This is a genomic window from Paraburkholderia sp. BCC1876, from assembly GCF_902833695.1.
Classification (GTDB): Bacteria; Pseudomonadota; Gammaproteobacteria; order Burkholderiales; family Burkholderiaceae; genus Paraburkholderia.
Window position 1 is genome coordinate 185,666 of the sequence record NZ_CADFGI010000007.1, and the last position, 12,512, is coordinate 198,177.

10 protein-coding genes are annotated in these 12,512 nt (G+C 64.3%); 3 read left to right on the forward strand and 7 right to left on the reverse strand.

From position 1 onward, the window contains the following. Nucleotides 1–141 precede the first annotated feature (141 nt). Entirely contained in the window at nt 142–1,287 is a 1,146-nt protein-coding gene (locus tag HWY05_RS24705) for an acyltransferase (protein ID WP_035552779.1), read from the reverse strand. 349 nt (nt 1,288–1,636) lie between these two features. On the opposite strand from HWY05_RS24705, the gene HWY05_RS24710 reads away from it, so the two are divergent. Together HWY05_RS24710 and HWY05_RS24715 are read left to right on the forward strand one after the other, a co-directional pair. After that, nucleotides 1,637–3,166, forward strand: a complete 1,530-nt coding sequence (locus tag HWY05_RS24710; RefSeq protein ID WP_176059928.1) for a hypothetical protein — start codon at nt 1,637–1,639, stop codon at nt 3,164–3,166. Then, complete coding sequence (locus HWY05_RS24715; protein ID WP_176059929.1) at nt 3,163–4,383, forward strand: glycosyltransferase; 1,221 nt, start codon at nt 3,163–3,165, stop codon at nt 4,381–4,383. Before HWY05_RS24710 ends, HWY05_RS24715 begins: the two co-directional genes overlap by 4 nt. Nucleotides 4,384–4,482: 99 nt before the next feature. Here HWY05_RS24715 and HWY05_RS24720 read toward each other — a convergent pair whose 3' ends face one another. Next, a complete protein-coding gene (locus HWY05_RS24720; protein WP_035552784.1) occupies nt 4,483–6,222 on the reverse strand; it encodes a GMC family oxidoreductase in 1,740 nt (579 codons plus the stop codon). Between the two features lie 228 nt (nt 6,223–6,450). Next, entirely contained in the window at nt 6,451–7,071 is a 621-nt protein-coding gene (locus HWY05_RS24725) for a DapH/DapD/GlmU-related protein (RefSeq protein ID WP_035552786.1), read from the reverse strand. A 185-nt stretch (nt 7,072–7,256) separates the two neighbouring features. On the opposite strand from HWY05_RS24725, the gene HWY05_RS24730 reads away from it, so the two are divergent. After that, complete coding sequence (locus tag HWY05_RS24730; RefSeq protein WP_176059930.1) at nt 7,257–7,757, forward strand: hypothetical protein; 501 nt, start codon at nt 7,257–7,259, stop codon at nt 7,755–7,757. A 32-nt stretch (nt 7,758–7,789) separates the two neighbouring features. Here the strand turns inward: HWY05_RS24730 and HWY05_RS24735 are convergent, their stop codons facing one another. The 4 genes from HWY05_RS24735 to gmd form a co-directional block, all read right to left on the reverse strand. Continuing rightward, nucleotides 7,790–9,121: a glycosyltransferase WbuB gene (locus HWY05_RS24735; RefSeq protein WP_035552790.1), complete on the reverse strand. Its 1,332-nt coding sequence runs from the start codon at nt 9,119–9,121 to the stop codon at nt 7,790–7,792. Nucleotides 9,122–9,176: 55 nt separating this feature from the next. Further along, nucleotides 9,177–10,319: a glycosyltransferase family 4 protein gene (locus tag HWY05_RS24740; protein ID WP_035552792.1), complete on the reverse strand. Its 1,143-nt coding sequence runs from the start codon at nt 10,317–10,319 to the stop codon at nt 9,177–9,179. A 94-nt stretch (nt 10,320–10,413) separates the two neighbouring features. Further along, on the reverse strand, nt 10,414–11,370 hold the full coding sequence (locus tag HWY05_RS24745) for a GDP-L-fucose synthase (protein WP_035552793.1): 957 nt from the start codon (nt 11,368–11,370) through the stop codon (nt 10,414–10,416). Between the two features lie 5 nt (nt 11,371–11,375). Then, nucleotides 11,376–12,494, reverse strand: coding sequence for a GDP-mannose 4,6-dehydratase (gene gmd, locus HWY05_RS24750; protein WP_035552795.1), 1,119 nt, complete (start codon nt 12,492–12,494; stop codon nt 11,376–11,378). Nucleotides 12,495–12,512 lie beyond the last annotated feature (18 nt).

Genomic DNA, 12,512 nt, shown 5'->3' on the forward strand with positions numbered 1-12,512 from the left:
CGCCCAACTCCGCAACACCTCCTCCGCAAAAAACGAGGCGTCCATCATTACGATGGACGCCTCGTCACATCCAGCCCGTCAATCTGACCAGCTACAGCCGACCGCCACTACCGGCAATCGGCCACAACGCAAACCCCACGCTCAAGATAACTGCCCACCCGCGGGCACTTCCTCGCGCACCGAACTGCTGCGCTTTTCCGGGAACAGCGCGTTGCGCATCAGCAGGAACGGGTATTCGATCGCGCGCGTGGTCACGTAGCCGATAAAGATGGCAATCGCGAATTGCGCCGTCAGCGCGAGCACCCAGATCAGGCTCGGCGGAAATCCCATTGCCGTGGTCTTGCGAATCAGGATGTCGCCCGGCGCGAGCGCCAGCGAATGCCACAAGTAAATCCCGTACGAATAGAGGCCGATCCACGCCACGCCGCGGTAAATCCACGACTCGCGCAGCGAGCCGGAATACTCGAGCACCAGTACGATCAGCGCGGCGAAACCGAGCGCCTGAATCGTATAACCGATGCTTTCGTCGAGCGCGAGATTTTTGGTCGCGAGCACCAGCCACGCACACAGGATAACGACGCCGAGAATCAGCAGCCCTTTGCGCCTGGCGAGCTGATGATAGACAGCGGGCTTCATCCAGTAGATCGCCGAGAGAATCACGCCGACGAGCAAACTGTCGATCCGGTACTGCGTGTAGGCGAACGCGCCATCCAGATCGCCACCCGCCACCGCGAAGCAGCGCGCGGTCAGCACCACCGCGCAGATTCCGGTCAGCACGCCGACAATCGTCCATGCACCGAGCTTCCAGCGCGCAAACAGCAATAGCAGCGCGGGCAGCACGAGATAAAAGTGTTCTTCGACCGCGAGACTCCAGGTCTGGGTAATCGAGGTGCCCAGATAGTTCTGCAGGTGGGTCAGGTTCTGAACGAGGAAGGTATTCCACGGGTGCCGTCCGGCTAGCACATGGAAAGCAATCAGCACGTAGTAAGCGGGCCAGATGCGGAAAATCCGCCGCACGATAAAGCGTCGCGCATCGACGTGGCCGGTTTCAGCGTATTGGCGAAGCAACAGGCCGCCCACCAGAAAACCGCTCAGCGTGAAGAACAGATTGACGCCCTCGCGGCCGAAATTTTTCAGCGGATATTCGATGACCTGAATCAGGTAATTACCGGTTTGGACCGCGTGAAAGTGAAATCCCATCACCGCGATGATCGCGATGCCGCGGACGAAATCGAGTTCGATCGCCCGTCCCCGTGTCGTGGGCCGCGCCCCGCCGAAAAATTTCATGTTTTTCCCCTGTCATCTGGTGCAAGCGATCCCGCACTAGGGCATGGCCCTTTTTGCATCTTCCGTGGCTGCGTCCGTGTGTGCGCGCCAACTTCAAGACATTGGCCGACAACCTGTGCCGATGTGCACGGCTCTTGCCGTAACGAACTTGCATGGAACCCAGGTAAGCGCCAAAGCGCCAACGGGGGTCTATAGATAGGCACTTGCCGCCGTCGCCAGAACCCAGGCAATCGACGACGAATGCGGTCCAGGTAACTAACGTATTGGGAGATTCCCGCACAATGGCCCGATACGTGACCGTCCGCTGCAGACGGACGGCGAAACGACGGCGACGGGGGAGGGATCAGCAATGCGCCATCAGTATGCAACGCCCTGGATATGGATTTTTCTGCTTCCGCTTGCCTGGGACTACAAGGCCACTGACGCCAATGTAGGCCACCTCGCACAGTTCGTGTTCGTGGTCCCGGCGTTCGCCGCCGGCCTCGCGCTGTTGCTGGTCGCGCCGCGCTTTCGCGAGCGTTCGCGGCTGCGCTCGGTCGTCACCGCCAGCATGCTGCTATGCGTGTTCGGCAGCGTGGTGGCCCAGTTCGTGCAGGATAACGACGTCGGCAACTATCTGCGCACGCTGCTGCCCTTCGTGCTGTTCCTGCTCGGCTACCTCGTGGCATGCCGGCCGTGGAGCGAATCGCGCCTCTCCCAGTTCGAACGTGCGCTGTTCGTCGCCAATCTGATTAGCGCCGTGTTCACCTTCGTCTACGGCCTGGCGACCAGCGGCGATCTCGAGGAAGTGCGCTACCGCATCATCTCCGTGACGTTGCTCGGTTTGCAAGCCGTGCTGCTGCACGAGTTCGTCGTGGCGCGGCGCTTCTCGCTGTTCAACGTGAGCGTGTTCGCCGGCACCGTCGTCGTCGAATTGCTGAGCGTGACGCGCAGCCTGCTGCTCGGCACGGTGCTGCTGTTCCTGCTCGCCGTGGCGCTGAGCGCGCCGACACTTCAGCACATCTGGCGCGCGTTCGGCCGCAGCATCGTGGTCGGCGTCGTGCTGGCCGCGATAGCCGGCGTCGCGGTCGTCAGTTTCCCGACCGTCGCCGAACACTGGACGCAGCGCATTTTCGCGTCCGCGGAAACGGAATCGGGCAAGGATCCGACCACCATCACGCGTCTCGCGGAAATGCGCGACCAGTACGATCAGGTGACAGAATCGCCGTCCACCGTGCTGTTCGGCGAAGGCTACGGCCACTATTACCGCTACTCGCCGGCCTATCTGCCGGATCTCGCCGGACAGATCTCCGACGAAGATTTTTACGCGATCCACGAATGGGCCGCCGGCCACAATTTCTGGGTCTACCAGTTCTTCGCGGGCGGACTGCTGTTCGGCATCGGCATGCCGTTGGCGACGCTGGCGGCGCTGGCAATCTGCTTCTTCTCGTATCGCTACTGGCGCGCGGTGGTGCCCGACGCGCCGATGCTGCCGGTGCTCGGGCGCGCCATCATGCTGTTCGCCGCGTTGCCGGCCACGTCGATCGGCGGCAATCCGCTCGGACCACGTTTTTCGGGCCTCGTATTCGGCATCGCGCTCGGCCTGATGATCGCCACGCACTCGCGCTTGCAGCGTGCGTTGCCGGCGCGCGTGAGACGCCCGCGCAGACCGCCGAATTGGCGGCCGGGCGTGATGCCCGATCTACCGGGTCGCATCCAGCCCGGCATGGGGCGTGCCGACCTGCCCGCCGCGCTCGGCGCGTCGCGCGGCTCGAACGACTCACGCGATGGACGTGACGTACGCGATACCCGCGATACCCGAGCTTCTACTTCATTCGGCGCGCTCGTGCCCCACACTTCGCCGACGCCAGGCGCCAACCGACCGACTATCGCCCGATGAAAATCCTCCATCTGCTTGCCAGTGTCGATCCCTGCGCGGGCGGTCCCGTCGAAGGCGTGCGCCGTAGCGGTATCGCGATGCAGGACGCCGGTCACGACATCGAAGTCGCCACCTGCGATGCGCCCGGCGACGCCTACCTCGCCGCGTTTCCGTTCGCGGTGCACACCTTCGGTCCGACGCAAAGCCGCTATGGCCACAACCCGCGTCTCGCACCGTGGCTCGCCGCCAACGCGAAACGCTTCGACGCGGTGATCGTGCACGGTCTGTGGCAATACCACGGCTTCGCGGCATGGAAAGCGCTGCGCAACAGCGAGGTGCCTTATTACGTCTACGTGCACGGCATGCTCGACCCGTGGTTCAAAGAGACTTATCCGCTCAAGCACATGAAGAAGTGGCTCTACTGGCCGTGGGCCGAGTACCGCGTGCTGCGCGACGCACACACCGTCATCTTCACGACGGAAGAAGAACGCACGCGCGCGCGTCAATCGTTCTGGCTGTATCGCGCGAATGAGCGGATCGTGCCGTTCGGCACGACCGTGCCGCCGCTCGACGCCGCACCGCTGCGCGAAGCTTTCCTGCAAGCGGTGCCCGGTCTGCGCGGCAAACGCATCGTGCTGTTTCTCGGCCGTGTGCATGCGAAAAAAGGCTGCGATCTGCTGATCGACGCGTTCGCACGCGTGGCGGGCCGCGACCCGGCGCTGCATCTGGTGATCGCCGGTCCCGACGAAAGCGGTTGGGGCGTGACGCTGCGCGCACAGGCCCAGGCGGCCGGCATCGCGCATCGGCTGAGTTTGCCCGGCATGTTGCAGGGCGATCTCAAGTGGGGTGCGTTCCATGCGAGCGACGTGTTCGCGCTGCCCTCGCATCAGGAAAACTTCGGCGTGGCGGTGGCCGAAGCGCTGGGTTGCGGACTGCCCGCGCTGATCTCCGACAAGGTCAACGTGTGGCGCGAAATCGAAGCGGACGGCGCAGGCCTGGTGGCGCCCGACACCGTCGACGGCACCGAGAAGAATCTGCTGCGCTGGCTCGACCTCGACGACGCCGCGCGCGAACAGATGCGTGCGCAAGCGACTCGCACGTTCAATGCGCGCTTCCGGATCGAGACGATGGTGAGCGCGTTGACGGCGCTGCTGGAAACGAAGGGCGCGCCCGTCGATGAGCGGGACGACCCGACGCCGCTCGCCACGCTGTGCGAAGCGACCCAGCAAAGCCGCTAGGCCCGCGTTAAAAAACACGGCCCAAAAAAGTAAGGCGCGCTCACTGCGCGCCTTACTTTTTCCAACGCTCACCCGACCCGATTCAACCGCACGAAGGCGTCACTGCTCCTTCATCAACGACGTCAGCGTCGACGCCGCGATGGGTAGCACCTCGACCTGCGGCGTCGCCTGAATCGACATCATCGCGCTGTTGGCCGCTTCCGCCCGCGTGTTGCCGACGATATCCGGCACATCGAGCTGACGCACCAGATGACCCGCGAGCCGCAACGACAACGCGGCGATCGTGATGGTCGGGAAGTTCGCGCCGACCGTCGGAAACACCGAACTGCCGCCCACATACAGATTGCTGATGCCATGCACCTTGCAATCGCGATCCACCACACCTTCGCGCGGCGAGTCGTGCATGCGTGTGGTGCCCATGTGGTGCCACGTGCCCTCCAGCTTCGTCGGCCATGCGCGGCCTTCGAGCGGCGCGTCGAGTTGCACGTCGGCGACGCCGGCCAGTTGCAGCTCCTGCGCGAGCAGCGCGAAGGTTTTGTCGAACGTGCGTTGCACCTGGTCGCCCAGACGCCACTCGACCCGCACGCGCGGCATGCCGAAGCGGTCGCGTTTATCGGCCGACAGCGTGACGCGGCTATCCGGATCGGGCACGGCTTCGACGATCGCCTGCAGCGTCACGTCGGTGATCAGCGCAGGCCATTGCAGCAGGCGCGTCAACCCGTAACCCACGGTATCCAGCGGATGCGCGATCATCGTCTCGATGTCCCGCTTCAAACTGCGCCCGGGCTGATCCTTCTGCAACAACGCTTCCTTGCAATGGATCAGCGCTTCGGAACCCGCGCTGCCCTCGCCGTACCATTTCGAATAGAGCCACACGCGGGAATTCAGCAGCTTCTCGCGCGCCATCCATTCCTGCTTCGGCGCGAACTGCGACGAGATCTTCGTGCCGTGCGCCGACACCGCGGCGTTCTGGTAGTGGTACTTGATGTCGTACAGCTTGTTGCGCGCGTTGCCCGGACGAAAGCGGACCTTGCCCGACATCATGCGCGGATGATCCATGAAGTAGCGGCCCACCAGATCGTGCGCATTGCCGAGGCCGGCCGCCTGCACGTCGTTCGACGCGAGCAGCAGGCGCGCATTTTCGATCCCGCCGGTCGCCAGCACGAAAATCTTCGCCTGCATCGTGAGGCGGCGGCCACTGATCGTGCCGACTTTCACGCCGGTAATCGTGGTGCCGTCGGCGTTGGCGTCGATATTCAACACGTTCGCATGCAGGTACACGCGCACCCGCGACGATTGCGACAGCTCGTCGCGATACACCTTGCCGAAACGCACCGGCGGGCTGAACTGCGCGACCGTGTCGCGCATGTCGCCGGTCGAGAGCGGCAGGCGGCGCACGTCGGGACGGCCGATCTCGCGTTCCCAGTAAGCGGGGTCGAAATTCTGCGGGCCGAGCTTCAGCAGTTCATGCGTGCGCGCGTAGTACGGCGCGAGTTCGTCGAGACCGAACGGCCAGCCGCTGTGCGCAATCCAGTCGCGCTTCTCGAAGTCCCACGGATCGAGCGGACGGCACCAGCCACCCCAACAGTTGCTGCTGCCGCCAAAATAACGGCTGCGCGAGCCATCCGCGAACGAGTACGGTAAGCCGGCATTTTCGCCGCGATAGAGGTCGCGCGTTTCGTCGTCGGGACCGAAGCCGCCGCTCTCGAGCATGCAGGCGTCCACGCCCGCCCTCGACAGTTCGAGCGCCAGCGTAATGCCGGCCACGCCCCCACCGATAATGCAGACCGTCGTGTCAATGACCGTGTTCTGAGCAACCGTACGAGTGTCGATAAACATCCCCTGCTCCCGTCTTCTTCATGCATTTCCGGCGTGCGTCCCTGGCGCTTGCCGACCCGCCCGGATCGGCCAAGCAGACTCACGCGCGCGTCGCGACCCGGCGCCGTCGGCGTCGCCGCGGGCGTCGACCGGACGGCATCGGCGTTCCCATGGCGGCGCCCGGCATGTTCCGGACAGCACGACTTCGGCCTCCTCAGCGTAAAAACGCTGCGGTTCTATGTCTGTGGTTCAGGTCACTGAAGTAAACCGTTTCCGAATGAAACGGCACGGATTGCCGCCATACACGCCCTCGGCTTCGAGCGAACGATGCACGACCGACAACGGCGTCACCACCGCCGAACGGCCGATCGTCACACCCATCTGCACGACGCACTTCGAGGTGATCCACACCCCGTCTTCAATAACGATCGGCGCGACCTGTAAATCCATCGTGCCGCTCATATCGTGCGACCCAGCGGTCAGGAACGTGCCTTGAGAAATGCAGACGTTCGAGCCGATGCGGATCGGCGCCTGGTTGTAGATCCACACGTCCACGCCGAACCAGCACTTGTCGCCCACTTCGAGATTCCAAGGCGCCTTTACGCGGATCGGATGCACGAACCGGCAACCGTTGCCGATCTTCGCGCCGAACAGGCGTAGCAGCGCGACGCGCACCGCCGACAGCGGTAGCAGTTTGTTGTTGATCACGCAAGCTTCGAGCACGAACCAGATCAGTTCGATCAGCGGGCCGCGCGCCGCGCGATAGTTGCCTTTTCCAGCGAGACTCAGGTCGATGACACGACCTGTTTCGTGCGCCTCTTCGGCTTGCGGAGCACATCCGATCTGCGGATCGTCGGCAACGTTACCCATCAGCTTTCTCCGAACCACGAACGGTGGTAAACAGATTGCAGGCCACACTGCAGTTTCCTTACATTATGTTGCGGCGCCTTGCGCGACTTTGTGGCGTGGCCGTGTGGGCAAGCGTTTTGGCGGCTACGCGCGGCATGGATGGCGCACGATAGCTGTACCGTGACCGCATCACCCGGGGGACCACAATGAACAACTCGCTTCGGCAACCCGCCACCTGGCTGTTTCTCGCACTCAGCGCAAGCGTCGTACCGGCACTCGCATTCGCGCAGAACAATCCCGCGCCGGCCGCACCGGCCGCTAACGCCGGCACGAGGTACGGCACCCTCCCGCAAGCACCCGTCGATCGTCGCGCCAAACAGCGCACCAGCGAACAAACCCTGCTCGGCGCACCGCGTCCGTACGGCACCGCCGACATGCAGCAAGGCGATACGGACGACGCGCAACGCACCGCCCTGCTCAACGAACAACGCATGACCGTGCTGGGTGGCGGGCAAGGCGCGCAACCCGCGCTCGGCAGGGGCAACGGCAAGGCGCCTGCGCCCGGCGCGGCGCAACTGCGGGTGGCCGACCAGGCAGGACCGCAACTCAAGGCCGCCGACGGGCTGACGCCCGAAGGCGCCGTGAAGAACACGTACGCCGATCCGTACGCAACGGGCAAGCACGCCGTCTATCGTTCCCCGTGGTAAGTGCGCATTCATGACGTGGGCCGCTTGCCGGATCAATCCGGCGCGGCTTCCTCCGCCGTGGCCGGTTTGCGCCGGCGCCGGGCCGCCGCGGTCGAATGCCGAGCACCGAAAAACGGCGCTTCGGCTTTGACCCGTTCGCGTGGTGCGTCTTCACGTCCACCCAGGCGCTCCTCGAACGTGCGGATCGTCGCCTCCGGCGAGAGCGCACGCTCCGCATAACTGCGCGCGGCCTTGCCGAGTGCCGCACGACGTTCGGCATCGCCCGCGAGCATGGTGAGCGCCGCCACCAGCGCCTTGGCTTTGTCCGGCGGCACCACCACACCGCGCGGCGCGACCGCTTCGTAGAGCGCCGTGCCGCGACGCGCCATGGCCACGGTCGCACGGCCGCTCGCGAACATGCCGGTGAGCTTGGACGGCATCACCAGATCCGCCGCGTCGCCGCGTTGCGGCAGCACGTGAATGTCGGCGAGATTGAGTAATTCGTTCAGACGCTCGGTGGGCTGCAACGGCATGAAAATGCAGTTGCTCAAGCCCGCGCAACGTTCGAGCAGACTTTCGCGCGCCGCGCCGCTGCCGCAAAAAACGAACGTGAGATCGGTCCGCTCGGCCAGCATCACGGCCGCGTCGGCGAGCGTTTCGATCCCCTGCTTCGCGCCCATGTTGCCGGAGTACAGCACCACCTTCTGCCCGGCGGGAATCCCCAGTTCACGGCGATAGTCGCTGGCGCGCGAGAGCGGAAAAATCGCCGACACGTCGACCCAGTTCGGCAGGCAAACAATGCGCGAAGGCGCCACACCCTTGGCCGCCGCGCGCGCGCTCATCTGCCGCGTGATCGACGACACTGCATCGAACCGCCGCAACAGCGTGCTTTCGATCCAGCGCGCAAAACGCGCGCCGCGCGGGCTTTTCAGCAGGCCCAGTTCGAATGCCGCGTCGACCTCGTAGTCCTGAATGTGCAGCCATGCGCGCGCGCCAGTGACGCGTGCGAGCGTCAGCGCGGCGGGCGCACACATCAAGGTGGGAGCGATCAGCATGACCGCGTCGGGACGCCATACGGCCTGCCAGGCAATCAAGGGAAGCGAGCTGAGCGCGAAGCTCGCGAGGTGCACCATGCGCTTCAGGCCGCTCGGCCGCGACGGCACCCACAGCGGTGCGCGCCACAGCGATACGCCGTCGCGCATTTCGCGCTGATAGCGCCACGCCGCGTAGCCCGCCGTCACGCGCCACTCCGGGTAATAAGGCGGTGCGCACACCACACGCACCTCGTGCCCCCTGCGGGCTAGCAGCACGGCCATTTCCGCCGTGTACTTGCCTGTCCCCGTCAGTTCCGGCGCGTAGTTGATGCCGTAGATCAGGATCTTCATTATGGCTGCCAGAACAGGTTAGGGCTTCACAGGCGCGACGCCGCAACAGCGCGCGTCAATCGCTCAACATCAGGGCACAGCCTCGGGCAATATTCGCGGCGGCCGACGGCGGATCGAAACGGCGGATCACGTCCATGCAACGATGTGCGGTGCCGCCGGCGTCGGCGAAGGCTTCCATGGCCTTGAGCATCGTGCGCTGCAAGCCGGCCACGTCGCCCGCTGTAAACGCATAACCGCTCACGCCGTCGATCACCAGTTCCGGCACGCAACCGCAACTCTCGCTGACCACCGCCGGGCAACCGTGCGCGAGCGCCTCGTTGACCACCAGCCCCCACGGTTCGCTATAGCTCGGCAGCACCATGCAGGTCGCGCCGTAGTACTCGCGCGTGAGCGGCTCGTCCTGCAAACTGCCGGCGAACGTCACCGCGTCTTCGAGCGCGAGCTCGGCCACCTTCGCATGCAGCACCTCGGCCATCGGTCCGGTGCCGACAATGCGCAGCTTCGCCGCGGGAATACGCCGCCGCAAACCGGCGAACGCTTCGATCAGCGTGCCGATGCCCTTTTCTTCCGAGAGCCGGCCTACATACAGAAACACCGGCGGATTACCGGCACGCGCGGCGACCCGCTCGACCAGCGCACGCTCCGGCGAAAACGAGCCGGGTAGCGCGGCCGCCTGGCACGGCACGAAGATCTTGTCGCGCTTCGCCCCGAGCGACAGCAGATACTCGCGGCTGCGTTCGCCGAAACCGAAATAGCCGTCGCACAGCGAGAAAAACACCCGCTTCGGGATCGACGTGAGCAGCTTCTTGGGCCGGTCGCGCGCGGTGGAATCGCAAAAAACCGCGCGCCGTTTGCCGGTCACGATGCACGCCGCCAGCATCGCCCAGTATTCCGGGCGGTGATAACCGGGCAGCACGATCAGATCCGACTTGGCGCGCAGCACTTCCCACGTGAGCCGGGCGATCAGCTTCATTCTCGGCACGTCTTCGTAGCAGCCGTCGAAGAGTTTCTGCATCGGATAACGATGGAACGAGTAGTCCACGTCGGAGAAGCCGATCCGGTCATGCTCGGTATCGGCGATCTGCACCATCGAATAGCGGATCGCGCCCGACGCCGAGATGTTATGCAGGGCGGAGAACACCACACCCTTATGGCGCGACCATACGACGTTGTGGAAGATCGTGACTGACGCGGTCATGTGTATGCCACTCCAAAAAAGTCGTCCATGCATGCGTGGCGCGGTCCGCGCACGCACTGCGTTTGAGGCATTGCCAACAGCCGCTGTCGCGCGGCTATGCCTGCAACGCGGCGGCGCTCGAGCCGGCGTGCAGTTCGACGAATTCCCTATACGTGGCCGCGATACCCTCTTCAAGCCCGATCGTTGCGCGCCAGCCCATCTGCGCGAGCCGCGAGACGTCGAGCAGCTTGCGCGGCGTACCGTCGGGTTTCGACGCGTCGAACACCAGTTCGCCTTCGAAGCCCACCACCTTGCAGATGCATTCGGCCAGCTCGCGAATCGACAGATCCTCGCCGACGCCGACGTTGAACAGCCCTTCCGTCACGTTGTGTTCCAGCATGAACAAGGTCGCGGCGGCCAGATCGTCGACATGCAGAAACTCGCGGCGCGGCGTGCCCGAGCCCCACACCGTCAAGCTCGCCGCGCCGCTCAGGCGCGCTTCGTGCGCCTTGCGCAGCAGCGCCGGCAACACGTGGCTGCTGGCCAGGTCGTAGTTGTCGTTCGGGCCGTACAGATTGGTCGGCATCAACGCGACGTACTGCGTGTTGTACTGGCGGTTGTAGGCGTCGCACAGCTTGACGCCGGCAATCTTGGCGATCGCGTACGCGTCGTTGGTCGGCTCCAGCGGCGAGGTCAGCAGATACTCCTCGCGGATCGGCTGCGGACATTGCTTCGGGTAAATGCACGACGAGCCGAAGAACACCAGCCTCTCCACCTGCGCGCGATACGCCGCGTGAATCACGTTGGCTTCGATCACCAGGTTTTGATAGATGAACTCGGCCGGCCGCGTCGCGTTGGCGAGAATGCCGCCCACGCGCGCGGCGGCCAGCAGCACCACGTCGATCCGTTCGGTTTCGAAAAAGCGCTGCACGGCGGCCTGATCCGTGAGATCGAGCTCCGCGTGCGAACGGGTGATCACGTTCGGATACCCCGCGGCGGTGAGTTTCCTCATCAGCGCGGAGCCGACCATGCCGCGATGGCCCGCGACGAAAATGCGTGCTTGTTGGTTCATGGCCGTTACTCGTGATGTTCCAGCGCCGTGAATCCGGCCAGCGTGACCAGCGCGTCACGTCTCGCGATCTGATAGTCCGAGCGCACCATCTCCTTGACGAGCGACTCGAACGAGGTGGTCGGCTTCCAGCCGAGCTTCGCATGCGCCTTCGACGGATCGCCGAGCAGCGTCTCGACTTCGGCGGGCCGGAAGTAGCGCGGATCGACGCGCACGATCACGTCGCCGGGCGACATCTTGATCTCGCGCCCTTCGACCTTCTCGACAATGCCGACTTCATCCACGCCGCTGCCTTCGAAACGCACGGTCACACCCAGCTCCGCCGCCGCGTGCTGCACGAACTGCCGCACGCTGTACTGCACGCCGGTGGCGATGACGTAGTCCTCCGGCATCTCCTGTTGCAGCATGCGCCACTGCATCTCCACGTAGTCACGCGCATGGCCCCAGTCGCGCAGCGCGGACAGATTGCCGAGATAAAGCGTCTTCTGCATGCCGACCGCGATCCGCGCCACTGCGCGCGTGATCTTGCGCGTCACGAAGGTCTCGCCCCGCACCGGCGATTCGTGATTGAACAGAATCCCGTTGCACGCATAGAGCCCATAGGCTTCGCGGTAATTGATGGTGGTCCAGTACGCGAACAGCTTGGCGACCGCATAAGGGCTGCGCGGATAGAACGGCGTGGTCTCCGACTGCGGCACCTGCTGCACGAGGCCGTACAGTTCCGAGGTCGAAGCCTGATAGAAACGTGTCTTCTTTTCCAGCCCGAGAATCCGGATCGCTTCAAGAATCCGCAGCGCGCCGAGGCCGTCCGCGTTGGCGGTGTATTCCGGTTCCTCGAACGACACCGCGACGTGGCTTTGCGCCGCGAGGTTATAAATCTCGTCGGGCTCCACGCGTTGAATCACGCGCAGCAGGCTGGTGGAGTCGGTCAGATCCGCGTGGTGCAGAAAAAGCCGTTGGTCCGGATCGTGGGGATCGCGGTAAAGGTGATCGATACGGTCTGTATTGAACAGAGACGACCGGCGTTTGATGCCATGCACGTCGTAATTCTTGGCGAGCAGCAGCTCCGCCAGATACGACCCGTCCTGTCCGGTGATGCCGGTGATCAGCGCGACCTTGCGTTCCATGGAGCGACTCCTCGTGTG